Raw genomic sequence first — 26,202 nt, forward strand, 5'->3', positions numbered from 1 at the left:
ATGGCCAAACATTTACTTAAAATATTGCTGTTCTTTGGGATGGCACTCACCTCTTGGGTGGGTAGCTCTCAGGTTAAGAACACTTTTGATGTCCGCTATGAAAATGAACTTAGGGGAGATCTTACGTTCATCGCCAATAATATAGTAAACCGGGATTCTTCAGGAAGTGATCCCGAAGACCCCTATAACACAACGGGTTCAAGTTCGTCTTATAACGATAACTTGAACATGCAATACATAGATATTGATAGTGACCCTACCACTTTCAGTTCCAGTAGTGCTACTCTGTCCATACCAGATACTGACTGTTCCTTGGTCCGATATGCTGGACTATATTGGTCTGCTGTTTATAGTGATTCTAACCGAAGCACTGATTTTAACCAAGTCAAGTTTCAAGTGCCGGGAGCCTCCTATGTAGACCTTACTGCTGACGAAATTTTATTTGATGGCGATGGTGATTCAGATTTTGGTAACTATGCGCCATATGCCTGTTACAAGGATGTAACTTCTATCCTAACCGGATTGGCCAATCCAGATGGAGAATATTTTGTAGCCAATGTTAGGGCCAGCTCAGGTAGTGGCGTACAAGGTGGTGTTTCTGGGGGATGGACTCTGGTTGTGGTCTATGAAAACCCAACACTTCCAGGAAAATTCATCACTACATTTGATGGATACGCCGGTGTAAAATCTGGAGAGACTGTAGATATTCCGTTTAGTGGCTTTACTACTTTGCCAGCACCATTTCCGGTACGTGCCAAATTGGGTGTGGCCACCCTTGAAGGTGACAATAGAATCACAGGAGATGCATTGGCCATTCGTGCCGACAGTAATGCTTCTTTTACTACTCTTGGAAACACGGTTAACCCTACCAACAACTTTTTCAACAGTAACATTACCATTGAGGACAATATTATTACCACACGGAACCCCAACAGTGTAAATACCTTGGGGTGGGACGTAGATTTGTTCACCATTCCAAACCCAAACCAGACAGTTATCCCAAACAGTGAGACCGGAGCTACATTAAGGGCCTCCTCCACACAGGATAAATATGACATTTTCTTTACCTCTTTGGATGTAGAGATCATAGAGCCCAACATGGCCCTTACCAAAACCGTTGAAGACATTGGAGGAAACGACATTACAGGTCAGGGTGTAAACCTTGGCCAATTTTTGGACTATGTGCTTTCCTTTGAAAACATTGGAAACGATGACGCCGTTGATTATACCATTAGGGACGTACTGCCCATAAATGTTACGCTAGATGAAGGAAGTATCTCCATGCCCGCAGGAGTAACCTATTCCTACGACCCTGCCACACGAACCATTTTGTTCAATATACCAGACGGCTTAGTAGAGGAAGGTGACCCCGTGGCCACCATCCGTATGCGGGTACAAGTGGCAGAAAACTGTTTTGATTTTATTGATGCCTGTACTGATATTATCCAAAATTTAGCCTATTCCACCTACAGTGGAGCTATCAATAATGCCCAAATAACGGACGACCCCAGTGTTTCTGAATTTGATGGTTGTGGTTTTGCAACACCGGGAGCGACCAACTTCTTGTTAGACGACCTTAGTGCTTGTAATTTTAGCAGAACCGTTCAACTCTGTGGTACCGATGTGCTTTTGGATGCCGGTGATAATTTTGACAGCTATACCTGGTATAGGGATGAAAACGGCAATAACCAAATAGATTTGGGAACGGATACCGTTATTACCGATGCTGATGCCGATAATGACCCTAGTACCATATTGGTTGCCGAAGTGGGAACTTATTTGGTGGACAAGCAAGTGGCCGACCCTTGTAAGGATTTTATGGAAATCATTACCGTAGAACTCTTTGGAAGCGTACAATCCAACCCTATTACGGCTTTGATCAATGATACTTCAAACACTATTGATGGAGAAATTGTGGTTTGCCCCAATGATGGTAGTGAGCTGCCCGAAATCTTTTTGTGCGGCCTTAACGATACAGAATTGATCCAAGTGAACATTCCTGATGCCCAGAGCATTGTTTGGGAGCAACTGGACGAAGCCAGTTGTGCCGCGGCAACACAAGACTGTGCCAATACCAATAGTGGTTGTACCTGGAACACAGTGGATACCGGGAATGACTTTTTGGCATCCGATTCTGGTCAATATCGATTGGTCATCAACTACCAAAATGGATGTTTCAGTAGATTTTATTTCAACATTTACAAAAACCCATTGAATCCTCAGTATACTTCGGAAGATATTATTTGTGACACGGACGGAAACATCACCGTGACCAATATGCCGGCCAGTTATGAGTACAGACTTATAGATCAGTCCACAGGAAACGTGTTGTTTCCCTACCAAACAAGTCCAAGCTTTAGTATTGCCAACAACGGTGCCTATACCGTTGAAATGAGACAACAGGGCGTTACTGATGGTTGTGTATTTATTCTGGACAACATTGGTATTCTTAGAAGAGATTTTCAAGTGGATGTTGTTCCTCAGGAAGTTGATTGTAACGGTCTTGGTGAAATTTCAATTTCCATACTCAATGTTGAGGCACAATACTATTATGAAATTTCCCAGGGTGGAACTGTGGTGGACACTTATGGTCCTTCATCTGACAACAACTATACCTTTGAAAATCTAAGTGATGGTGTATACGACGTTTCTGTAACAACTGATGATGGTTGTGATTATACAGAGCAAGTTACCATTGAGGACACATCGGATTTAGAGCTGGAAGCTAGAATTTCCCAACATATCACATGTAGGGAAGGTAATATACAAATGGAGTCCACCGGTGGAAAAACACCACATGTTTATGCCATCTGGTCCTTTGTTGATGATAATGGCATTACACAAATATCGTATCCCACAGTAAATGATATTCCTGCTTCTGAATATCAAACCAGTCAAATCTTCGACATTTATGATCCAGGAGACTACACCTTTGTGGTAGTAGATCGCAATAACTGCTATGACATTTCAAACACAGTCAGCATTGAATTTAGACCTGCGGCAGAGTACAATGCAACTACGGTTAATGATGTACTATGTAACGGGGAGGCCTCTGGGTCCATCCAGTTCAACCTAGTGAATGACAATGGGTATCAACTTACGTATTATTTGTTCGATGCCACTGGCTTTGATGAAGAAAACTATAACTTGGTTGATGCCATCGCCACCAATGCATCTGGTTATTTCCCTGGGTTGACCAATGGGGATTATGTTGTGGTCATTAACCAAAGAAAAGGTAGTGCTTCCTGTGATTATTTTGAGTATAGCAGCATTTCAGCTCCCGCTACGGCCATTTCTGGTACAGCTGTTTTGATCCAAGACTATACTTGTCTACAAGATGGTATCATTGAGGCTCAAAACGTGACTGGTGGAACCGCTCCGTATGAATACAGCATAGATGGTGTCAATTTTGTAAGCGGTCCCGGAGCTGAAACTTTTTCAGGATTGACCAACGGCACCTATACCATTACCATTAGGGACGATAACGGATGTACTTTCGATACAAATCCAATCACTCTAGATCCATTGGATCCTCCAACGGATTTAACCTTTACGGCTTCCAACCCAAGTTGTCCTTCGTTCACCTCAGATGTGACAGTCTCTGTAGTTGGTGGAAACACCCCTTTTGTTTTTGAAATTATTGCGCCTTCTGCCATTGCTGCGACCTCAACTTCTGGGGGTTCCGCCGATTTTGATGGATTGGCTCCCGACACCTACATCTTCAGAGTGACCGATGACAAAGGTTGTACCTATGATGAATCTTTCACCATAGATCCAGTTACGGAAATTGCTGTAGTGGGACAACTCGTAAGTAATATTACCTGCCTTGGAGATACTGATGGAGAATTGCTATACACCGTAAGTAACTTCAACACCGATTATGATTATGCCGTAACGGGTCCGGCCACATTCTCTGGAACTGCTCAGACCAATGGTACAATTTCCTTAAGCGGATTGGCCGCTGGAACCTATACCATTAACGTTACTGACAATTTTACCAACTGTACCGATACTGCCGATGTAACCATCAATGCCCCTCCTTCAGCGTTAACAGCTACGGCTTCGGTTACACAACCCACTTGTCCTTCACCTGGGTCTGCGACCATAACCGCTTCAGGTGGATGGGGAAGTTACAGTTATGAAATTACTGTCGGGCCAGCAACTTTTGGTCCACAAGCCAATGGTTTGTTCAACAACTTGACCATCGGGGGAACTTATACCTATACCGTTACAGACGCAAATGGTTGTGTCTTTACGGATACTTTTGACATTATAGATGCCATACCTCCTGTTTTGGCCATTGTACCTAATGATCTTTGTTACGATGACGCTGTAGGACTAACGCTAACCGCTAATGTTACTTCGGGTGGAGATGGAAATTATGAATATAGCCTAAATGGTGGTCCGTTTGGAGCTAGCAATGTGTTTACTGGGCTAGGGCCTGGGTCATACACCATTCAAGTGCGGGATGGAAACACCTGTGTGGATTCTGCATCTATCACTATTGATCCTGAGTTAAGCGTTGTGGCTTCTGCACCAAACATTACAGCATGTACAACAGACACGGACATTAACATCACTGCTGCAGGTGGTGATGGAAACTATGTTTATGCCGTTGTTGCTGATGGCGTTACCCCAAATGCCGGCGATTTTTCAGCCACCAACCCCGTTACGGTAACCGGTGCTGGAGATTATGACGTATATGTTCGTGATAACAATGGTGGTGCTGGATATTGTGAGGCCACATACGACATAACCATTGTCCAAGATCCGCCTTTGGCCATTTCAGTGGCTGATTCAGGAATTTTGTGTAGTGGGGAAGCGCAAGCTACCATTACCATCACCGCATCAGGTGGTGAGGCGCCTTATCAATATAGTATCAACAATGGGGCTACCTATCAAGCTTCAAATACCTTTGTAAACCAAGCTGCGGGCAGTTACAACATCAGGGTAAGGGATGCCAATAACTGTATCGTCAATGAAATTTATACCATTACCGAGCCTTTAACACTTTCTGCTTCTGCGGCTGTTACGCAATTGGCAGAATGTAATCCTGGGTTGGGTGCTGAGGTTCGAATTACCAATGCTATTGGAGGTACCGCACCTTATGAGTACAGTTTTAATGGTGGAACCACCTATGGAGCAAGTTCCATAGGCTATTTGTTGCCGGGAACCCATACCGTGTATATCAGGGATGCCAATCTTTGTACTTATCCCATGACAGTAACCATTGACCCCGAGCCCACACCACCAAACGTGACTCCGGCTATTGACTACGAATGTGATGGGGAAGGAACCATTACCTTGACTCCGGATAGTGCAGATTTTGACTATACCTATGCGTTGGATGGAACTCCAAATACTCCAACCAATCTAAACGTATTCAACAATGTAAGTGTTGGTGCACACACGGTTACGGTAAACTATACCAGCAATTCAGCACCAACCCCAAGTGTGTTGTTGTTGGAAACTTTTGGTACTGGACCCAATACCAGCATCCCGGAAGTAGACCCCGCCTATTGCTATGAACCCCAAAATGGTTCCGTAAATTCCTGTGGATGGGGCATCGACACCCATATTCAAGATGGTGAATACTCCGTAACACAAAATATTGTAAACCCTTATGGTACTTGGCTAAGTCCAAACGACCATTCGGCTTTACCAAATGGTAGATTCTTGGCCATGAATGTAGGCGGCGCAGTGGGGCCAAACGGAATCATCTATGCAAAAAGAGATATAGAGGTAGTACCCAACCGGGATATCACCATTTCATTGTGGGCTTTCAATCTATTGCGCAATGGAACTGGAGGTGCTGATCCTGATATTGATATTCAATTGGTAGATGGTGTTGGAACTGTAATCGCCAGTACCACAACAGGACAAGTTCCTAAAAACAATGGTGCCAACGATTGGCAGAATTACAGTGTAACCCTAAATCCTGGTGCTAATGCCAACTTGGATATTGTTATCCGAACCAATTCCGCCGTTACAGGTGGTAATGATATCGCCATTGATGATATTGAAGCATTCCAAATACCTGAGGTTTGTGCCGGAACCCTGACTGTTGATGTAAACGTTGAGGACGGACATGCGTTTGATGCTGGAATTACAGCCTTTTCAAACTTAACCTGTAACAGTGCCGCCGATGGTTCCATAACCTTTGAGGCCGAAAACTTTGAGCCAGGAACAGGATTTACCTATCAGGTAGATGGTGGTGCCGTTTCTGCTGCCCAATTCGCAAGTCCAATAACTATTAATGGTTTGGCCGCTGGGCTTCATACCATAACAATTGCAGATTTAAGAGATCCGGCTTGTACTGTTACTCTAAATCAAACGTTGACCGAGCCCAACCCATTGGTGACTTCAGCTTCTGTGACCAGTGTAATGACCTGTAGCAATGGTGGTGCCACAATTACTGCTTCAGCAACGGGTGGAACACCTACTTACGAATACCAATTGGAAGATAATGTAGGTGGTGTGCTTGTTGCATACCAAACATCAAATATTTTCTCAGGACTCGCTCCCGGTGATTATATTGTTAGAGCACGGGATATCAATCTTTGCGAGGATCCAACAGATGCTGTTATTACGGTTGTACCTCCAGCAAACATAACCTTTACCTCCACACCAACTGCGTGTTATAGTGGAAATAACGACGGTTCCATCCAAGTGGATGTTACGGATGGTAATGGAGATTATCAATTTAGTCTAAATGGAGGTCCTTGGATTACCCCTACGCCTTCCACTGCAATAACTCATACCTTTTTGAATCTAGCCCCTGGAACATACACCATAGATGTACGTGACGGATTTGGATGTACTGGAATTCAACAAAGTGTTACCATCAACCCAGAATTAACAGCTTCTGCCTTTTTGAACAGTGATCTAACCTGTTTGGCTGATGCCAGCATTACCATAAGTGCTTCTGGTGGGTCAGGAACATATTCCTATGAATGGTCCAACGATGGTGGGGCAACTTACAATGCCTCTGGATTTACTGGAAATGTGTTTTCCACCAATTCAGATGGAACTTATCAATTCCGAGTAACAGATACTACAGCTCCGGTAGCTTGTACGGCTGTTACCAACAGTATTGTGGTGACACCGGCTGTACCTCCAGTTATTAGCAATGTTATCCCTACGGATATTCTTTGTAATGGGGAAAGTACGGGCTCCTTGGATGTTGTTATTGATACTTCAGTAGGTGTTCCTCCATATACTATCAATGTGGTTGAAACCAGTGGTCCTACAAACTACGGAACACAAACCACAGGGTTGCCTGCTGGTTCTTATGAAGTAACCGTTACGGATGATAAGGGTTGTGTATCCGCTCCATTCCCGGTGGTAATTGCTCAACCAGACCCAATAATCTATACTACATCAGATGTTCCTATTACTTGTGATTCCATGTCCGGTGTAACTAATCCTGGTTCCATTACCGTTTCTGGTATCTCCGGGGGAACAGCAGAATATACGTATATCCTTACGGCTAATAATGGAATTGCTCCGCAGACATATACCACTACTTCGGGTGCAAGAGACCACACCTTTACCGTTTTGGAATTTGGTATTTATCAGATTGATGTTGTAGATGCCAACGGATGTGCTTCCTATACCACTGAAATTATTGCATCTCCACCCAATGATCTTGATATTGATGTAAGTACTGCCACAGCAGATTGTGTGTCCGGAGGTACAGCAATTGTAACCGTAGGTTCTGCCGTTGGAAGTGGAAATTATGAATTTGCCATTTTGGAAAACTATGTGGCTCCATACTCTAGTAGCTATCAAGCTCCTGATGCGCCAGGAGGCGATACAGCCACTTTTACGGGATTGACCCCCGGTATTACATATACCTTTGTGGTATATGACCTAACCACCAACTGCTATTATTTTGAAGAGGCAGCAGCACCCATCAATACGCCATCTGCCATGACGGCCACTTTGGATGTTGTGAACAATGTAAGCTGTACCGGTTCTGCCGATGGTAATATCTCTTTTACCTTCACTGGATTTGATGCTGGTGCAACAGACGTGCAATATGAAATCTTCAATCAACAATCCAACATTACCACAGGTTATTCCGGATCAGCGTCGGTAAACGCACCAACAACGGTAACCGTGAACAACTTTGCAACTTTGCCTCCAGGTGAATATTACTTGTTGTTGTCCGAAGTTGGCGGTCCAAATAATGGATGCTCCGTTAACGGTGGAGAGTTCACCATCCGTGAATCGGTAAACGCTTTGGATTTGGACGTGGCCAGCCCACAAAACGACAACTGTAACCCCAATGCGGGCGTTATTACTGCTACAGGTAGATATGGTACCGCGCCTTATCAATATCAATACCTATTGGATACCGATCCTGCGCCTACCGCCGCTAGTGCCGGTTGGATCAGCAACACCTCCACCAATGTGGAGGCCGGTGACTATATTGTTTATGTAATGGATGCTTACGGGTGTATCTTCCAAAGGCCCATCACGGTTGATGAAGATCCAAGACCTGAGATTACTTTAACCATTGTGGATGAATGTGTGGATGAGGGACTGTTTGAGGTTCTGATCACACTTGACAACCCCGGTGTGGCTTCGGCTCCTTTCCAAATAAGTATAAATGGATCTGCTTATCAAAACTTTACCTTCAATGGTAGTAACCAATACACCGTTTCTGGTTTAAGTTCAGGTGCGGGTCAAACCATTGCCGTAAGAGATTTAAATGGTTGTGCCGATACCGATACCTTTGATATCCATCCTCCTTTGGAATTTAACGTGATTCAAACGGTTGCCTTGGACTGTGAGCCAGGTGCTGCAGCTAATGCGGAAATTCAAATCGAGGTCATTTCTGGTTCTGGAAACTATGAATTCATCATAGACGGACCTGGAGCCAATGATCAAGTGAGAACGGTTCTTCCTTCCAATCCATTTACATGGACAGGTGCAGCTGCTGCAGGAAGCTACGCCGTCACGGTATTTGATGTGGGGACTACGCCTCCAAATTGCTCGAATACTATAACCATAGAAGTTCCTGATGCACCGCTACCCAGCTTTACCGAAATCCATACAGATGTTACTTGTAATGGAGCAAATGATGGTAGTATTACACTCATTGAGGCCGATACAGGAATCAATCCGTTGACCTATACACTATCACCGATGCCTGGCGGAGCCGTATTGAACGGAAATACATTTGAAAATCTTCCTGCTGGTACCTATAGCGTACGTGGAGTTGGTGACAACAGTTGCTTTGTGGATATTTTTAATATCACCATTAACGAGCCAGACCCAATTGCCAATGTAAACACCAATATTGTCGAGTTTTTATGTACCGCTGGAAACAATATGAACAACGCCACAATTACTGTGGATACCGGCTCCATAACCGGAGGAAGTGGAAACTATGTGATTTATGAATTCATTGAAGAGGATGATCCAAATACTGTTCCTGTAGAAGCTCCGGTTGTTGTACAATCAGGTGCCAACCCTGTCTATATTGAAACCAATATGGCTGGTGGAGTGTATACCATTAATGTCTATGACGATAATGGTTGTATGGGATCCACCACGGAAACTATTGCTCCTTTTGATCAATTGTTGTCAGCGAGTGTTGTTGTGGATGCTGTGGCTACCTGTGTTACTGGTGAGGATATTACCATCACCGCAACAGGCTCAATTACCACTTCAATTACAGACCCGGCAAATTATGAGTTTAGGATATTGCCTGCTGGTGTGTTCCAAGCTTCTGGAAGCTTCACAGGATTGAGCGTGGGTACACATAACTTTGAAGTAAGAAATACCATAACGGGTTGTATCATTGGGGTTTCACATACTGTGGCTGACCCTGAGGTATTGGATTTGGTTGTCGTGAACACTACTGACATCACCTGTTTTGGTGCCACGGATGGTGAGGTTGAACTAAACTTGGTTGACGCTTCAAGTGTAACCTATGCCAACGCAACTAGCTACACCTTATATTACGACATCAACAACACGCCGGCAAACTTAGCCGATGATGTTACCACTACCGGTTCTGATGCTGATGGTAGCTTTACCATTACAGGTCTTGCCGCTGGAACGTATTATGTTGAAGTTACAGACACCAACCCTCCGGGATCTGCGTGCATCTATGCTGAATCATTTACTATTGCAGGGCCTGCTGCACCTATCACTGGGACTACCCAAGTTACACCAATAACTTGTGTTGGAAATGATGGCATCATTGAAATTATCAATGTAACAGGTGGCTGGGGCGGCTACAACTATTATGTGGGTACTTCTGCGCCTACCGGCCCTGGGGATTATGTGGCCAGCCCTAATTTTGCTTCCCTTGCTCCAGGAACCTATGAATCTTGGGTCATCGACTCTGGTGGTTGTGAGCAAATGATACAAAATAACATTGTATTGGCAGATCCTACGCCAATTACTGCAACGCTTCAGGTCAATGTTGAAAATTGTACCAACCTTCAAGGAGAAATTGAGGTTGTAGGTACTACTGGCGGACAAGGAAGTAACTATACCTATCAACTTATCCGAAATGGATCCAACGTGGGTTCACCGCAGACCAACCCTATTTTCTCTGGATTGGGTGCTGGCTCTTATGAAGTTCTGATAGCCGATCAGTGGACCTGTACTACAACGGTTGGACCTGTTGTGCTCTTGGATGCCATGACAGCAACAACTACCGTTGTAAAACCTATAGACTGTACGGTAGATCCAGGAGGAAGAGTTACTGTAAATGTGAGCGGAGGTTCTTCAAACTTGAGCTATGAAGTTCTTTTCCCAGATGCTGTTACAACAATAACAAATGCGACTGGTGTCTTCACAGGGCTTATACAACCTGGTGTGTACACCTTCACCATTACTGATAATGATACCGCCACACCATGTACCGTTACTGTAACCCAAGAATTGGACGACAAGGTTGACCCGGTCATTGACAATGTCATAGAAGACCATGTAAACTGTTTTGGTGGTTCAGACGGTAGTTTGACGGTTGTGCTAAATCCTGCCTCTGTGGTGGATCCCGTATATACCTATGAGCTTTATGAAATGTCCGATTTGGTTACACCGTATCGCTTTGCACAAAGTAGTGCCATATTTGATAATCTTCCTGCTGGGGATTACCGAGTTCGTGTGATTTCCTCAAGGGCGTGTGAAGATTTCTTTGATGCTACGATTACCGAGCCTACAGTATTAACGGCTACGGCTACGGCTACGGACTTTGTGTGTAATCCGAACAATTCAGTAAACACATCAACAATCACTGTTACTCCAATCGGAGGAACAGCAGATTATAGCTATAGTTTGAACAATATCAACTTCCAAACCTCAAACACATTCCCTGTGATTGATACTGGAGTAGATCAGAATATTACAATCTTTGTCAGAGATGCCAACGGTTGTACCACAACGGCTGCTGTAGTGATACCGACCATTAATGCCTTTACGGTTGGTGTAACCCAAAATGTGGCCATAAGCTGCGTTAATCCAGAAGAAGTACTATTAACCGTTTCTGACAATGGAGATGTGGCCAATACTTATACCTTTGAATTGTTGCCAATAGGCAATCCTTACGGATCAGCCCCAACGGTGTTGACCAATACAACTGCTACTTTTGAATTGATTGCACCAGGTACGTACACCTTTAGGGTTACCGATGATGCTACGGGCTGTTATGTGACTACAGCACCATACACCATTGCTCCATATAACCTAATCGATGTAGTAGCCACGGCTACCGCGCCTGCTGTGTGCTTTGGAGGAGCTGGTACACTTGAAATCAATGTGTCGGGCTACACCGGAACTTATGATTATGAAGTATTCACGTCCAATGGTACTACAACTGGTATTACAGGAAGTGGAAACACCGCTACAAATCCATTGTCCATAACAGACCCTGCATTGGTAGGTGGAAATTACTTTGTCCGGGTTACCGAAACCGCCAATCCATTGTGCGTGGAAGATTCCAACACCATAACTATTGTTTCACCTAGTGCAGAATTGGAAGTAACACCACAAGAAGTGGCCAACGTGACCTGTACCAATGATCAAGGTGAATTATTGGTGTCTCCTACCGGAGGATATGCTCCTTATGACATTGTTGTAACCAATACTACCACTACACAAGTATATACTAGAAACGATGTATACAGCTATTTGTTCAGTGGATTGTCCGCTGGTGATTTTGATGTTCAGATTACCGACGCCAACGGATGTGTAATCAACGAGCCTATAACTTTAATTCAGCCTGTTCCAATTACTGCTGATATTGCAGCATCAACCACCATGTTAACCTGCTATGGGGATACTACGGCATCCATCTGGGCTGAAAATGAAGCTGGTGGAGAAGGCGTTTATGAATATCAGTTGAATATTTATGACCCAACAGGAACAACCATTGTGTTCACTTCTGGAGAACAATCTTCGGACACCTTCAACAACTTAGGTGCTGGCATCTATAGCATCACAGTATTGGATGGCTGGAATTGTGGCACAGAAACCCTACCAGTGACCATAGCCGAACCTGCTGAAGTAACAGCTTCACTGATTCAATTGAGTGCTTTGACCTGTTTAAATCAAGCAGAAATCAGATTGACGGCTGCTGGAGGCTCAGGATCTTATGAATACAGTTTAGATCAAGCCATATGGACTCCAATGACCGGAAATACCGCTACTATTTCTGTGGGTGCTGGGGATTACCAATATTATGTTCGCGATATTCCAGGGGGCTGTGCTGCACAAATCTCCAATCAGGTGAGTATTGACATGGTACCGCCATTGACTATCAACATAGATGATTCTGCGGCCTTTATCAACTGTATGGGAGAATCTACCGCTACCATCATAGCACAAGCAACTGGTGGACTTGGAAATTACCAATATGAACTCTTTGGTGATGCCGCTCTTACCAATCTATTGAGTGGTCCTGGAAGCAATGGAACCTTCAGTGGTCTTCCTGCTGGAAGCTATTATGTGCGGGTTACCAGCCAAGATTGTGTTGAAGTGTCTCCAGAGATACTCATTGTAGATCCTGCTCCACTTCAAGTGGATAATCAAAGCTATACTGATGTTACCTGTGCGGGTATGGATGATGGTACCATTACCGTTGAGGTATCTGGAGGAACTGGTGAGATTTTCTACGCCATTTCACCAAATCTTGACCAGTTTGATACGGACAATACCTTTACAGACTTGGCTCCTGGCATTTATGACGTAATCGCTCAGGATAGGAATGGTTGTTTTATGACCTTCCAGTTCGAAATAGTTCAACCAGAGCCTGTAGAAGCTGAGGCCATCAACATTATGCATGAAGTGTGCTTTAATAGTGCCGATGGTGCATTTGAACTACAGATTACCGGAGGTACTGCTCCTTATGAGACTGCCTTGAACTCTAATGCGGATGCGGATTTTGTGCCAAATCAAACCGTGTTCCAAAATCTTGCTGCAGGAACCCACGTCGTATTTGTGCGTGATGCCCAAGGATGTGAGACCAACGTGTTCGTGGAAATAGAACCTGGCGTAAACCTGAATGCTACGGTAACGCCCATGTACGAATGTACTGGAAACATACCGGACAACTATTTGGATATTGTCTTTGAAGACCCAACGGTTGAGGCAGATGTATTGTACGCTTTGGATTCTACCGATCCAGCGGATATGCAATTGTCTTCAGACTTTAGAAATATGGCTCCAGGCGATCATTACATCACCATAGCACATGCCAATGGTTGTATGACCACCTATGATTTCACTATTGAAGGGTACGAGCCATTGACTTTGGTGTTGGAAAATAACAACATCAACCAAATCACTGCTGTTGCAGAAGGTGGTGTTGAGGATTATACCTTCTATTTTGGCGATGTGGACAACGGTACAGATAATACTTTTTACATCAATAGAACGGATACATACACGGTAACTGTGATTGATCAGAATGGTTGTGAAGTCTCTGCCGAAATATTCATGGAGTTCATTGACATTGAAATGCCAAACTTCTTTACTCCAGATGGTGATGGCCTCAATGATATGTGGATTCCAGACAATATTGAAGGCTTCCCAGATGTACTAATTACCATTTATGATCGTTATGGTAGAGTAGTGGAAAACTTAACTCGGGATACCGCAGGTTGGGACGGAGAATACGATGGCAAACCGTTGCCCACAGGAGATTACTGGTACGTGATTCGTCTAAATGGAGAAATGGATGACCGAGAGTTCATTGGCCACTTTACCCTGTATCGACAATAACATTAACCTACAGAACCACAATGTTTAAAAAAGCATATTCCTCAGCCTTATTGTTTCTTTTGACCTTTATGGTCAAAGGCCAGGAGTTGACCATTCCCCAGCTTTCGCAATACATCGCTGACAACCCCTTTTTAATGTCCCCTACCTATGCTGGTATAGGAGATCACATAAAGGTGCGTTTGAATGGTCTAACGCAATGGGTTGGCATAGAGGATGCTCCAGATACCCAAACCTTGGCTGCTGATGCCAGGATTGGGAACCGATCAGGATTGGGAATGCTTTTGTACAATGATAGTAATGGGGAAACCAAACAAAGAGGTGCGCGGGTTTCCTTTGCCCACCATTTGACTTTGGACCGTTACGATGATATCTTTTTGTCATTTGGTATATCCTATAACTTTAACCAGTTTCGGATTGATGTAGAAAATTTTCGGGAAAACAACGGTCAACTTCCAACGGATGATAAAGCTACCACCAACCATAATTTTGATTTGGGTGTACTTTATCGATATGACAAGTTCTATTTTAGTTTAAATGCGTCCAATATCCTGAACAAGAACTTGGAACAGTTCAATCCCGTTTTTGAACCAAATACCTTGCGTAATTATTATGTCTATACTGGATATAGCATTTCGAAAAATAAGAACAGTAAATTGGAGTTGGAGCCTTCCGTTTTCTTCCAATGGTTTGAAAGTGATGGCCGTTCCGTTACCGACTTGAACGCCAAGTTCCGTTTTCACGATTTTGAAGACTATTACTATGTAGGTCTTACCTACCGCTTCTTGAACGACCAATTAGGAAAACCTCTCTACATTGCCCCTATTGCTGGTCTTAAGAAAAGTAACTTCTATTTTGGATATTCCTATCAAGTAATTACCAATGAAATTTTGGGATATAGTACAGGAACCCATGTGGTCACCGTTGGCATGGATCTCTTCCAAGGAATAAGCAACTGTAGGTGCATGTATTAATTTAGCTGGTTTTACCCTATTTTTGCGCTGTTTAAAACAACGGTGTGGGAAAAATTAGAGTAAATAACATCAGGATACACTCCAATCACGGATGCTTAAAGGAGGAAATGCTCATTGGGAGTGATTATAGGGTAGACTTGGAAATATCTGCTGATTTATCGCTACCGGCAGCCTCGGACAAATTGAGTGAAACCGTAGATTACGTTCACTTGAACAACATTGTAAAAGAGGAAATGGCCATACGTTCCAACCTTTTGGAACATGTTGCCAAGCGAATCATCGACCGAATTTTTTTGGAACTAAAAGAAGTTTCAAAAGTAACTGTTGAGGTTTCAAAAATAAATCCACCCATTGGTGGTGATGTAGAAAGTGTAACCGTGGTCTTGTCCTTTGAAAGGCCTAAATAATCGCTTGGGTTACCTAAAAAAAGTAGTACATTTGCACACCTGAATGGCATCGTGGCCGAGTGGCTAGGCACAGCTCTGCAAAAGCTTGTACAGCGGTTCGAATCCGCTCGATGCCTCTTAAACCCAACAAAATTGTTGGGTTTTTTTATGTGTTCCTATTTTCTATCCGTTCTATTTCCTTCTTGATGTTGAACTCTTCCTTAGGTAAAAATCCTTTTGTGATCAAAACAATTCCACAAATAATCAAAACAATTCCAAGGCCCTTTTTAATAAGCACAATTCGTTCCTTGGTCAAATACTTCCGTAGCTGCTTCGCCAATAGAATTTTGATTAAATCTGTAGAGAAATAAACAATCAATACAGTACTAAAGAAGACCGTCATTCGGTTGGGGTCATTGTCCAAACTGGGACCCACCACAATAAGAAGGCCCAACCAAAAAGCCAATACCCCAATATTGATAAAATTCAACAAAAAACCCTTTACCATGAGGGCTAGATAATTGCCCTTCTTGGCATGTAGTCTTGCTTTTTTTCCATCCTTTTTTACAAAAAGTACAATTCCGTAGACCAATAGAATCATTCCCCCAAATACAAAAAGACCTGGTTGATTGCTGAGGTTTTCCAATAATTGAAAGCTACTGAAATAAGCAATAAGTAGAAAAACAATGTCTGCAATAATCACCCCTATATCCAAACTCAGCCCTGCCCTAAATCCTTTTGTTGCACTGGTTTCCAAAAGCACAAAAAAGACAGGCCCAATCATAAAGCTCAACAAAAATCCTAACGGTATGGCTGCCTGGATATCATCAATCATATTGCTTATTCCACTCTTTTTATTTTTCCACCAAACACGGTTTTTTCATCCATTTTTTTTGGATCTCCGTAGACCAATACCTCACCTCCTGCCTTAACATCTGCTTTTACATAATCTGTTGCATAGATTTCAGCATTCCCCCCCGCATTCACGGATATTGTGGTAAATTTTGTTTTAAAGGTCCTCCCGTTATACGCACCGCCCGTGTTAATGATGACATCCTGGTTGTTTGAAAATCCAGCTGCAAAAATCTCACCACCAGAAACTGCCTTAATTAATAATTGATCTACTTGGCAATTGACTTCCAATTCGGCACCTTCTTGGGCTTTTAGTTCCAGAACATCTTGCACATACGTTTCATCTGAAGAAATCCGTGCGTCCTCATTAACATCAATTACTTTTAGGGTCTCGGTATGGTACAAATCAACATAGGTTCTATAACCGCTGAACATTTTATCAATTTCCATTCGTATTTTTAAAACCCCATCATTGTTCACAATAGCCACCTTTTCGGTATTCACTCCACTGATGACCGCCTTGTTTTCTGTTGACTTTATTAAATTAATGGACAGGCCATCAAAAGCCTTTACCTCAGTAAAACTTTGAAGGTTTTGTGTTACCTCACCTTGGGCAACAACTACCTGAAAGAAAAGGCATAACAAAACTATTGTGTAGGTCTTCATACTATAAAAATTTGGTTCTCAATAGGATAACAAATTTTATTCCAAAATAGTATCATTCTTTCTTACCAATCAACGAAAAGTCCAAATGCCGTTTTACCAAATCGGTATCCTTGACCATGACATATACTTCATCTCCCAATTGGTATACCTTCTTTCTTCGCTCACCAACAATGGCATATTGGCGTTCATCAAATACGTAATAATCATCCTTAATATCGCGAATCCTGACCATTCCCTCGCATTTGTTTTCAATAATCTCCACATAAATGCCCCATTCGGTCACTCCGGAAATCACACCCAAAAACTCTTGGTCCTTATGGTCCTCCATGAACTTTATCTGCATGTACTTCACTGAATCGCGTTCGGCATTCGCCGCCAATAGTTCCATATCCGAGGAATGCTTGCACTTTTCTTCATAAATAACCTCTTTGGGCGGCTTGCCACCATCCAAATAATACTGCAATAAGCGATGGACCATAACATCTGGGTATCTACGGATAGGTGAGGTAAAATGAGTATAATATTCAAATCCCAAACCGTAATGACCAATATTTTCAGTGGTATAAATGGCCTTGCTCATACTCCGTATGGCCAAAGTATCCACCAAATTTTGTTCTTTTTTTCCCTTTACATCCTCCAACAACTGGTTAAGCGACTGATTTACACTCTTCCTGTCCTTAAGGTTGATGCTGTGTCCAAATCTTGATATAACCCCGTTTAAGGCCAATAACTTTTCCTCATCGGGTTCATCATGTATACGGTAGACAAAGGTTTTCTTCTGCTTCCCAATAAACTCTGCCACCTTTCGGTTGGCCAAAAGCATGAATTCCTCAATCAACTTATTGGCATCCTTTGATTCTTTGAAGTACACACCTTCCGGCTCATTATTCTCACTCAGGTTGAAACGTACTTCAATCTTGTCAAAAGAAATAGCTCCAGCATTCATGCGTGCCTTTCGCATAATTTTGGCCAATTCATCAAACTTGAGGATAGCATCCTTGATTTCTTCAGAAACCGAATATGCAGCATCCCTGATTGAAATATCTTCTGGAATATTCGCCTGTTTTGTCTCAATGATATGCTGTGCCTCTTCATACGCAAAACGCTCATTGGAATTGATGGCCGTTCTACCAAACCATTGATTGACCAGTTTGGCCTTGTCATCCATTTCAAAAATGGCAGAAAAGGTATATTTTTCTTCGTTAGGTCGAAGGGAACAAGCATTGTTGGACAATACTTCCGGAAGCATGGGCACCACCCGATCTACCAAATACACCGATGTGGCCCTATTAAATGCCTCATCTTCCAAGATTGTATCGGGTAGCACATAATGTGATACGTCTGCAATGTGAATCCCTATTTCATAATTCCCATTTTCCAATTTTTGAAAGGATAGGGCATCATCAAAATCCTTTGCATCCTTTGGATCTATGGTAAAGGTAAGCACATCCCGCATATCCCTTCGTTTGGCAATCTCTGACTCCTTGATTGAGGTATCCAAAGTTTGGGCAAACTGCTCCACTTCATAGGGAAATTCATACGGTAGACCATATTCCGCCAAGATGGAGTGTATTTCGGTATTGTGCTCTCCTGGTTTTCCGAGTACCTCAATCACTTCACCGTACGGTGAATCGGCATCATCTGGCCAGTTGCCGAGACTTACCAAAACTTTATCGCCATTATTGGCTTTTTTCAGTTTTTCAAGGGGAATAAAAATATCGGTGTACATTTTTGGGTCGGTAGGCCGAACAAAAGCAAAGGTCTTTTGTTTGTCCACAATACCCACATACGAAGATTTTTTACGTTCAAGAACTTTAGATACTTCGCCTTCGGGTCGTTTTCCGTTGCGTTTTGGTTTTAAAAAAACCTCAACCATATCTCCGTGAAATGCTTTGTTTATTCGATTGAACGGAACAAAAATATCATCATCTTGATCCTCAACAATAACATAAGCATTGCCGCTGGAAGTCATATCCACCTTTCCTGTAAAATAGGTATGCAAACTTGGCTTCTTTTTATACTTGCCTCTTTCTATCTCAACAATGCGATCACTGGCTTTCAGCTGTCCCAATCGTTTGATTAAATTGTTCCTGTCCTGTGTATCGGTAATCCCTAATTTTGAAGCAATTTGCTTGTAGTTAAAGCTTTGAGACGGTTCTTTTTCAAGAACTGTAAAAATGCCCTTTGTAATCTCATTCTTCCGCTGACTGTGAGCTCTCTTCTTTTTCTTTGACATTAACGTCCTTATTTTTTTGAAAAGTACAAATTAAAATTCGTGACCGACCAAGAAAGCTAAAGTAATCCGCATCACAAGGTGTTTTATCAACAATTATTATAATAACATCTTTTCCTTCTTTTTAAAAATTAAAAAAATGATGATGATGATAGGATGTTGAAATGTGGAATAATTTTTTCTCTAAATTCTTGCTTTGAACCGATGCAGTTTTTTGTTCACAATTTTTCCCACCAAAAAAATCATATAAATCAACTGATTACGATTTTTATGAACGCATTTTAATAACCGTTTTCAACATAAATTTATTGAAAACTTAGTATTGATTTAATGTTAGCTATTCCCATTTTATGTTTCTAATTGGTTGATTAATTTTTAAAGAATTCTAAGCTTAACATTAAGAAATTAATGTAATGGTTTTAATTTTCTGAAAATCAAAATTTAATTACACTTAGTTTTCTTAAAAAGATCAACAAATGAGGAAAAATGATAATGGTTTGTTTTACAACGATATGCAAGGATTAGTTGATTTTTATCAACAGGGTCACTCAAAAAGAATCGTACCTTTGTAATCTATCATATTAATACAAAAATCATGAAAATTGCCATAGGGAACGATCATGCCGGAACTGACTACAAGCTAGCCATAATTGGGCTTTTAAAATCAAAAGGAATAGAAGTCATCAATTATGGAACCGATGGAGCCGACAGCGTGGATTATCCAGATTTTGTGCATCCTGTGGCCACCGATGTGGAAGAGGGGAATGTGGATTTGGGTATTGTTATCTGCGGAAGCGGAAACGGCGCTACTATGACCATTAACAAACACCAAAAAGTACGTGGTGCATTGTGTTGGACCAAGGAAATTACCCAATTGGCCAGGGAACACAATGATGCCAATATATTAAGTCTTCCCGCCCGGTTCATTGCGCTTCCGCAGGCATTGGATATGGTAGAAACTTTTTTGAATACCGAATTTCAAGGCGGACGCCACGAACGAAGAATTGAAAAAATTCCCTGTAGTTAAACCAAACACATGGGTCATCACCACCATCATAATCATGGTCACTCACATGCCCACAATGATTTAAAAGGAAGGAATCTACTTATTTCCATCTTTTTGAATATTGCCATAACCGTATCGCAGGTTATAGGTGGACTTATTTCGGGAAGTTTGGCCCTTTTATCCGATGCACTTCACAATTTCAGTGATGTACTTTCCTTGATTATCAGTTATGTGGCTGCAGTTTTTGGCAAAAAGAAGGCGTCTGCCCACAAGACCTTTGGCTATAAACGTGCCGAGATTATGGCGGCCTTTATCAATGCAGCAACGCTTGTGGTTGTCGCTATTTTTTTGATGAAGGAAGCGGTAGAACGTCTGTTTGACCCCCAAGAAATTGAATCTGGTTTGGTCATTTGGCTTTCCATATTGGGGATTGTGGCCAACGGATTCAGTGTGCTTCTGTTGAAGAAGGATTCGGAAAGCAACATGAACATGAAATCGGCATATTTGCATTTGTTGACCGATATGATGGCTTCGGTTGCCGTATTGATTGGAGGTATTTTGATGAAGTTCTTTGAAATTTATTGGGTGGATGCCGTTTTGACCATGCTGATAGGCATTTACCTGATCTATATGGGATATGACCTACTAAAGGAATCCACCAAGGTGCTGATGCTCTTCACGCCAAAAACGATTGTAATACAGGATATTGTGGAATCTATTTGTACTATTGACCGGGTCAAGAATGTACATCATGTACATATTTGGCAGCTCAATGAAGATGAAGTGCACATGGAGGCCCATATAGATTTTACCGAGGATATCAAACTATCGGAATTTGATGCTATTTTGGAGGAAATTGAGGAACACGTCTACCACAAACACGGAATCAATCATGTTAATATTCAACCAGAGTTTGATAAATGTGATTCCAAACATGTAATCGTTCAGGATTAATGGAAGCTGTTGTCAAAACATTCGATGAACTTTCCACCCAAGAATTGTATCAAATACTCCGATTACGTAGTGAGGTCTTTGTGGTGGAACAAGATTGCGTTTACCAAGATATCGATAACAAGGACCAAAAAGCGCTTCATGTTTTGGGCTTAAAAGATGGTGAACTTGTCGCCTACACCCGAATGTTCAAGCCTGGCGATTATTTTGAAAATGCGAGCATTGGAAGGGTAGTGGTTGCCAACAATCAGCGAAAATATGGGTATGGTAAACAAATTATGGAGGTTTCCCTTGCTGCATTGGCGCAACGATTTCCCAAAACCTCCATTGAAATTTCCGCACAGAAATATCTCCTAAAATTCTATACAGAAATGGGATTTATCGCCTTTGGTGAGGAATATTTAGAGGATGGCATACCCCATATTCAAATGATTCTTTGAAAAAGGAATTAATTTAGTTGTCCCCTTGAGGGGACCTTAGGGGTGTTTTAGATGATGGATTCCTGCCTAGGTGTGATTGACCATTTAATCAAACTAACCGTTTAGCTATCCCGATGTCAATTAAATAGTCCAATTTTAAAATGAGATTTATAGGCTGTTCCGCCTTGTTTTGGGTGGAAAAGAATAAATAGCCCTCATGCCACGGATGTAGTTTTTCGAGGCCCAATTTACCGTGATGTCCCTTGTGTTCGGCAACGATTTTCTGAAAACGTTCTTGATCCAGCCCTAAACCGGTCAAATGTTGAATGAGCTTTTCACGATTTACAAAAGTGATGTTGCAGGAAGTAAAGTGTTCTTCTTCATCCGAAAAGATGCTGGTCACCAAGGCGTAAAAATGGGTTTTTTTGGAAGCATCGAACAGCCAACCTTGTTTTTCAACCCCATTTTTTGAGTAGAACAATTCAAAAGCAAAAGTGGGTAAAGTTTCATTGATGTAATCCAACTGTGCCTTTTCATCCACAACATAAACTAAGCCTGTTTTTTTATTTGTGAGGATAAGATCTATGCCCAAAAGTTGTTGTTTCAAATCAAGGAAGCGTTCGAAAAAGTACTGTTTTAAATACTTTTTGTAATAAAAATCCAAAAGAGGGGTTAAGCGTTGTTCTTTGGATAAATCAGCTTTGAACTTGCTTTTCAACTTGGGATATTTTCTGGAACAGAGCAGAACCAATTTGTTCCACAACACCCACTACTAGGGCATTTCCCATAAAAAATGCACGTTTTGCATCAGGAATGCCTTCTAATAATGTATGATTGTCCGGAAACATGTTCAACCGTTCCAATTCAACAGGAGAAAGTCTTCGTAGTCCTTTTTTGGTCTGGACCACGTGCTTAAACCGGGAAGGGGATTTACCGCCCTCTCCAGTAATTATGGTTCTGGAAGGTTGATCAAGGGCATCAGGAAAAACCATGCTGCCCTCACTATACTTATATTCAAAACCCGCTTTTGTTCTGCGAATTTCTTTTTTGGCACCCTTTAAATATTCCCATTTGGGCAGGTCCGATTCATTAATAAAGAGGTTTTCTGGTGCTGAACCGTTTTCCAGTATTTCGGAAAGTACGGTACGTTTTCCATCATAAGAAGGCGTTACTTTTAAAGTGGAAACTGACCCATTTATACACGTTCCAGAGTTTAAAAACGGAGAAAGTCCCTTTTCAGCATTAAAATGATTTGAAATAGACACCAAATCATCATCCAAATCAAAAGAAACCAAATTTTGAGCAGTTTTTGCAACAGGAAAAGCCGTTGAAATCACTCCACCTCTCAACAGCCAGTCTTTGGGATGTGTTTTTTCAATGGATTTGAACAATTTAGTAGACCTGTGAAACGCCAGAAAAAAAACGCGCCTTCGGCGCTGTGGCATTCCATACTCAGCCGCATTAATTACGCGCCATTCCACAGCATAGCCCAAATCGTTCAAACTGCGGAGCATCACTGCAAAATCACGACCACGTTGGGTAGAGGGCGATTTTAAAAGTCGGTCCACATTCTCCAAAAAAAGGTACTTGGGCTTATTTTTCTTCTCGAAAAGAATGCGATGGATGGACCACCAAAGCACCCCTTTTTTACCCAGAAGGCCCTTAGAATTTTTTAAGGAAGTGGCCACCGAATAATCCTGGCAAGGAAAACCGCCCACCAGCAAATCGTGGTCTGGAATTTCAGAAGTTGGGACTTCTTCAATATTGGAATTGGAATGGTTTTTTGAACCAAAACGAGCTTCATACACCAAAGAGGCGTGTTGCATTTTGGTAGAGGGTTCCCATTGGTTGCTCCACACTACGGAGTAGTGTCCCGTTTTTTCCAAACCCAACCGAAAACCGCCCACACCGGCAAAAAGTTCGCAGACCTTAAGTTTTTGCATGCTCAAAAATAGGATTTATTCTATCTTTTTTCGGTCAGAATCATACAGACCGACCAAAACACTGTTCCCTTTTTCATCCACTTTAACGCCACCATATTTGGCCTCGGCGTATTTTTCGCCCTCTCCTTCCTGGAAAAAGTAGGATTCAGCGCCAATCTGAACCGTATTCCATTCCCCAACGGTGTACTCAATGAGATATTCGTTTTCGTTTTTAAGAGCGTTCTTTTTTTGAAAGCGGTCTCTTTTTGCCACCCCATCTGAGTCCAGGGTAACCACGCAATATCCTCTTTTTGGAATTCTGTTTACGATAACGTCACCCGAAACCATATAATTAAGTTGCATGTAATCTCCCTGCATCAAAGATCTGGGATCAACAGGGGCCAGCTCCAAAAGAATTAATTGCCCCTCATCTATAATGTCTTCTTTTTGCACAACGGCATTGATAAAAAGTCCCAAAAAGAGAATCAGATTCCCCAAAATGATGTAGCCACTATACTTTTTCATTGGATTTTAGCTTTTTGGTAAGGAAGACATAGAAAAAAAGAAACACCAATCCCGAAGAGAAAAGGATTATTGACTTGGTTAATAAAGTAAAATTTAAGTCATAATAATATAGGATGACGAAAAACACCAAAGCAATTATTCCGATGGTAAGACTTGTTTTGTAATTGACCTTGAAACTTAACAAAACGATTAGCAGTGCTCCAGATATGGCCGGGGCAAACAATGTTGGCAATAAGGTCAATCCACTTAGAAGGTAAACCCATAGCTTGGTTTTTGGTGAATCAACCTCAAATGTTTTCAAAAGTAAGTTCACGACGTACAGCAAAATTAGAATTATGACCAAAGAAGACATCCAAAAATAGGCTTGGGACATTATAAAAAATTCATGTTTGGCCGTGGCCGCAAGCCCGAACAACAAAGAAAAAACCAAAGCGATACGGAGGGGGTCGTAGAGTTTTATCAATTTTAGCTCAGAAGTAAGCATACTTGATTCATTCAAGAACATGTAGGTGAGTGCAAAGGCATGTAGGTTGATGTACAGATGGATTAAAGAATACGCATCATTGGAAATAATCAAAGTCAATAACCCACCACTTAAAATCAAAATGGAGAAGAAGGACAGAATAGGGTTTTGAACCAGGAATAAGCTGAAAAATGCGATGCCCATTACCAAAAGTGTAACAACATCCTCATGGATTTCAAGGTTAGACAAACCAAAAATGAAAAGAATCAAACCAAGAATATACAGAGAGATTCCAAAGGTGTCAATAATAAGCTTATCATATTTTTTGACGAGAACAATAGATGCAATAATAAGACCAACGCCTACCAGCAACAAGGTGGTTTCCGAGTTATACAGACCTAATATCAATAAAAAGCCCAAAAAAGCAATGGAAGCCAAAAAGCCACCAAAAATGGAGAGTGCTTTAATAATAAAACTGGATTTTTCCCCACCTCTTTTTTCATATTCCTGGAGAATGGCCTTTTCATCATACTCAAAAGAATTACCTTCAAGGGATTTAATGTTCTTTAAATGCTGTTGTATGTCCTCTAGTTTGCCCATTTCTTTTGATAGTTCAGTAAAATCTTAATCAACAAGGTGATGCTGGCGACAATAAAAACCCCAATGGCAAATAGCATACTGGCTTCCTCAGAAAAGTCCAATAGTGCAGCGCTGAGTATTATAATCATGCTGAAAGCGATGATGGATAGATAAAACAGGCTCTTGGTTTTTAACCCGTACCAGATTCCGGCACCATAAAACAATAGGGTTAAGACCAGCAGTATTCTGAAAGAAGTCTCTATTTCCGCAAAAATTCCTGTGGAAACCCCTATAGTGGAACAAGCCACGGTTGCCAGTGACAAAAGCTGTACAAACCACGAGGGAAAAGGAGATAGTTTAAAAATTCGGGGCAACCAAAGAAAGGCGACCAGTAAAAGGGCATTCATGGAAAAAAGAAGGGTATACAGTAAGATCTTGGACCATTCATGGGCCACTTGCTCTGCATATAGGAAAAGTACAGTGTTCAGCAAAACAACAAAAAGTGTCCAAAGTGGCGCAAAGTTGGAAAACAGAACCCAAATGGTAATAAACAAAGTCCAACCCAAGAAAAAATCGTAAGCATTTGCTCCAGTTTGGTATACTTGACCAAAAACGGCGTACAGCACACCAACCAAGATGGATGCGGCCAAAACCATCATTTTCTTGACCAAAGGCTTGGTTTTGGTAAATACGGAAGCCAAAATAGATACAATAATCAGGAATCCAATCAGCCCAAGTTTTGCAAACTTGTGAAGGTCGGCCCAATTATAGGCAAAGAAAAAAATGATTCCCGCAGCAGTAAATGAGACACCCAAAGCCAATAACAAAAGTTGTAAAAAGCGCTGCCAGGAAGAAACACCATTATAAATGGTTTCTTCCAAAGTATTTCGGACACTAGGCTCGGACCAATTGCTGTGCTTGCAGAGTATTTGTATGTCTTCGCGATCTATTTTTGGCATGTGGCTGGTTGAACATTTAACAAGAT

At 41.9% G+C, this 26,202-nt stretch carries 14 protein-coding genes and 1 tRNA gene; 7 read left to right on the top strand and 8 right to left on the bottom strand.

Annotated features, from left to right (window positions below; genetic code table 11):
• From J0X14_RS01810 to J0X14_RS01825, 4 genes are all read left to right on the top strand, one after another.
• Positions 1-14,244, top strand: coding sequence for a T9SS type B sorting domain-containing protein (locus tag J0X14_RS01810; RefSeq protein ID WP_207096043.1), 14,244 nt, complete (start codon positions 1-3; stop codon positions 14,242-14,244).
• Between the two features lie 20 nt (positions 14,245-14,264).
• Complete coding sequence (locus J0X14_RS01815; RefSeq protein ID WP_207096044.1) at positions 14,265-15,215, top strand: type IX secretion system membrane protein PorP/SprF; 951 nt, start codon at positions 14,265-14,267, stop codon at positions 15,213-15,215.
• A gap of 44 nt (positions 15,216-15,259) precedes the next feature.
• Positions 15,260-15,622, top strand: a complete 363-nt coding sequence (folB, locus tag J0X14_RS01820; RefSeq protein ID WP_207096045.1) for a dihydroneopterin aldolase — start codon at positions 15,260-15,262, stop codon at positions 15,620-15,622.
• 45 nt (positions 15,623-15,667) lie between these two features.
• Positions 15,668-15,738 (top strand) — tRNA-Cys (locus tag J0X14_RS01825).
• Positions 15,739-15,767: 29 nt separating this feature from the next.
• On the opposite strand, the gene J0X14_RS01830 is transcribed toward J0X14_RS01825, so the two are convergent.
• Genes J0X14_RS01830 through rnr form a run of 3 tightly spaced genes read right to left on the bottom strand, consistent with a single transcriptional unit; the run spans position 15,768 to position 19,355 of the window.
• Entirely contained in the window at positions 15,768-16,436 is a 669-nt protein-coding gene (locus J0X14_RS01830) for a LysE family translocator (protein ID WP_207096046.1), read from the bottom strand.
• 5 nt (positions 16,437-16,441) lie between these two features.
• On the bottom strand, positions 16,442-17,119 hold the full coding sequence (locus J0X14_RS01835) for a head GIN domain-containing protein (RefSeq protein WP_207096047.1): 678 nt from the start codon (positions 17,117-17,119) through the stop codon (positions 16,442-16,444).
• 52 nt (positions 17,120-17,171) lie between these two features.
• The gene (rnr, locus tag J0X14_RS01840) at positions 17,172-19,355 is read right to left on the bottom strand and encodes a ribonuclease R (RefSeq protein WP_207096048.1); all 2,184 of its coding nucleotides are present in this window, start codon (positions 19,353-19,355) and stop codon (positions 17,172-17,174) included.
• Between the two features lie 592 nt (positions 19,356-19,947).
• Between rnr and J0X14_RS01845 the strand changes: the two genes are divergently transcribed.
• Genes J0X14_RS01845 through J0X14_RS01855 form a run of 3 tightly spaced genes read left to right on the top strand, consistent with a single transcriptional unit; the run spans position 19,948 to position 21,749 of the window.
• Positions 19,948-20,379 carry an RpiB/LacA/LacB family sugar-phosphate isomerase gene (locus tag J0X14_RS01845; protein ID WP_207096049.1) on the top strand — a complete coding sequence of 144 codons (432 nt, stop codon included), beginning with the start codon at positions 19,948-19,950 and terminating at the stop codon, positions 20,377-20,379.
• 9 nt (positions 20,380-20,388) lie between these two features.
• Complete coding sequence (locus J0X14_RS01850) at positions 20,389-21,312, top strand: cation diffusion facilitator family transporter (RefSeq protein WP_207096050.1); 924 nt, start codon at positions 20,389-20,391, stop codon at positions 21,310-21,312.
• Positions 21,312-21,749 carry a GNAT family N-acetyltransferase gene (locus J0X14_RS01855; RefSeq protein ID WP_207096051.1) on the top strand — a complete coding sequence of 146 codons (438 nt, stop codon included), beginning with the start codon at positions 21,312-21,314 and terminating at the stop codon, positions 21,747-21,749. Before J0X14_RS01850 ends, J0X14_RS01855 begins: the two co-directional genes overlap by 1 nt.
• Before the next feature lie 88 nt (positions 21,750-21,837).
• Here J0X14_RS01855 and J0X14_RS01860 read toward each other — a convergent pair whose 3' ends face one another.
• The 5 genes from J0X14_RS01860 to J0X14_RS01880 are packed head-to-tail and all read right to left on the bottom strand — an operon-like array spanning position 21,838 to position 26,176.
• Positions 21,838-22,446, bottom strand: a complete 609-nt coding sequence (locus J0X14_RS01860) for a hypothetical protein (RefSeq protein WP_207096052.1) — start codon at positions 22,444-22,446, stop codon at positions 21,838-21,840.
• The gene (dcm, locus tag J0X14_RS01865; RefSeq protein ID WP_207096053.1) at positions 22,424-23,671 is read right to left on the bottom strand and encodes a DNA (cytosine-5-)-methyltransferase; all 1,248 of its coding nucleotides are present in this window, start codon (positions 23,669-23,671) and stop codon (positions 22,424-22,426) included. The genes J0X14_RS01860 and dcm overlap by 23 nt, the downstream gene beginning before the upstream one ends.
• Before the next feature lie 15 nt (positions 23,672-23,686).
• On the bottom strand, positions 23,687-24,175 hold the full coding sequence (locus tag J0X14_RS01870; protein WP_207096054.1) for a GDYXXLXY domain-containing protein: 489 nt from the start codon (positions 24,173-24,175) through the stop codon (positions 23,687-23,689).
• On the bottom strand, positions 24,162-25,238 hold the full coding sequence (locus tag J0X14_RS01875; protein WP_207096055.1) for a DUF4401 domain-containing protein: 1,077 nt from the start codon (positions 25,236-25,238) through the stop codon (positions 24,162-24,164). The genes J0X14_RS01870 and J0X14_RS01875 overlap by 14 nt, the downstream gene beginning before the upstream one ends.
• A complete protein-coding gene (locus J0X14_RS01880; protein ID WP_207096056.1) occupies positions 25,226-26,176 on the bottom strand; it encodes a DUF2157 domain-containing protein in 951 nt (316 codons plus the stop codon). Before J0X14_RS01880 ends, J0X14_RS01875 begins: the two co-directional genes overlap by 13 nt.
• Positions 26,177-26,202 lie beyond the last annotated feature (26 nt).

The organism is Allomuricauda sp. CAU 1633, from assembly GCF_017313225.1.
Lineage (GTDB): Bacteria > Bacteroidota > Bacteroidia > Flavobacteriales > Flavobacteriaceae > Flagellimonas.

Coding starts and splice junctions, on each gene's coding strand:
- J0X14_RS01810 (WP_207096043.1), top strand. CDS start 1: ATGGCCAAACATTTACTTAAAATATTGCTGTTCTTTGGGATGGCACTC.
- J0X14_RS01815 (WP_207096044.1), top strand. CDS start 14,265: ATGTTTAAAAAAGCATATTCCTCAGCCTTATTGTTTCTTTTGACCTTT.
- J0X14_RS01830 (WP_207096046.1), bottom strand. CDS start 16,436: ATGATTGATGATATCCAGGCAGCCATACCGTTAGGATTTTTGTTGAGC.
- J0X14_RS01835 (WP_207096047.1), bottom strand. CDS start 17,119: ATGAAGACCTACACAATAGTTTTGTTATGCCTTTTCTTTCAGGTAGTT.
- rnr (WP_207096048.1), bottom strand. CDS start 19,355: ATGTCAAAGAAAAAGAAGAGAGCTCACAGTCAGCGGAAGAATGAGATT.
- J0X14_RS01845 (WP_207096049.1), top strand. CDS start 19,948: ATGAAAATTGCCATAGGGAACGATCATGCCGGAACTGACTACAAGCTA.
- J0X14_RS01850 (WP_207096050.1), top strand. CDS start 20,389: ATGGGTCATCACCACCATCATAATCATGGTCACTCACATGCCCACAAT.
- J0X14_RS01855 (WP_207096051.1), top strand. CDS start 21,312: ATGGAAGCTGTTGTCAAAACATTCGATGAACTTTCCACCCAAGAATTG.
- dcm (WP_207096053.1), bottom strand. CDS start 23,671: ATGCAAAAACTTAAGGTCTGCGAACTTTTTGCCGGTGTGGGCGGTTTT.
- J0X14_RS01870 (WP_207096054.1), bottom strand. CDS start 24,175: ATGAAAAAGTATAGTGGCTACATCATTTTGGGGAATCTGATTCTCTTT.
- J0X14_RS01875 (WP_207096055.1), bottom strand. CDS start 25,238: ATGGGCAAACTAGAGGACATACAACAGCATTTAAAGAACATTAAATCC.
- J0X14_RS01880 (WP_207096056.1), bottom strand. CDS start 26,176: ATGCCAAAAATAGATCGCGAAGACATACAAATACTCTGCAAGCACAGC.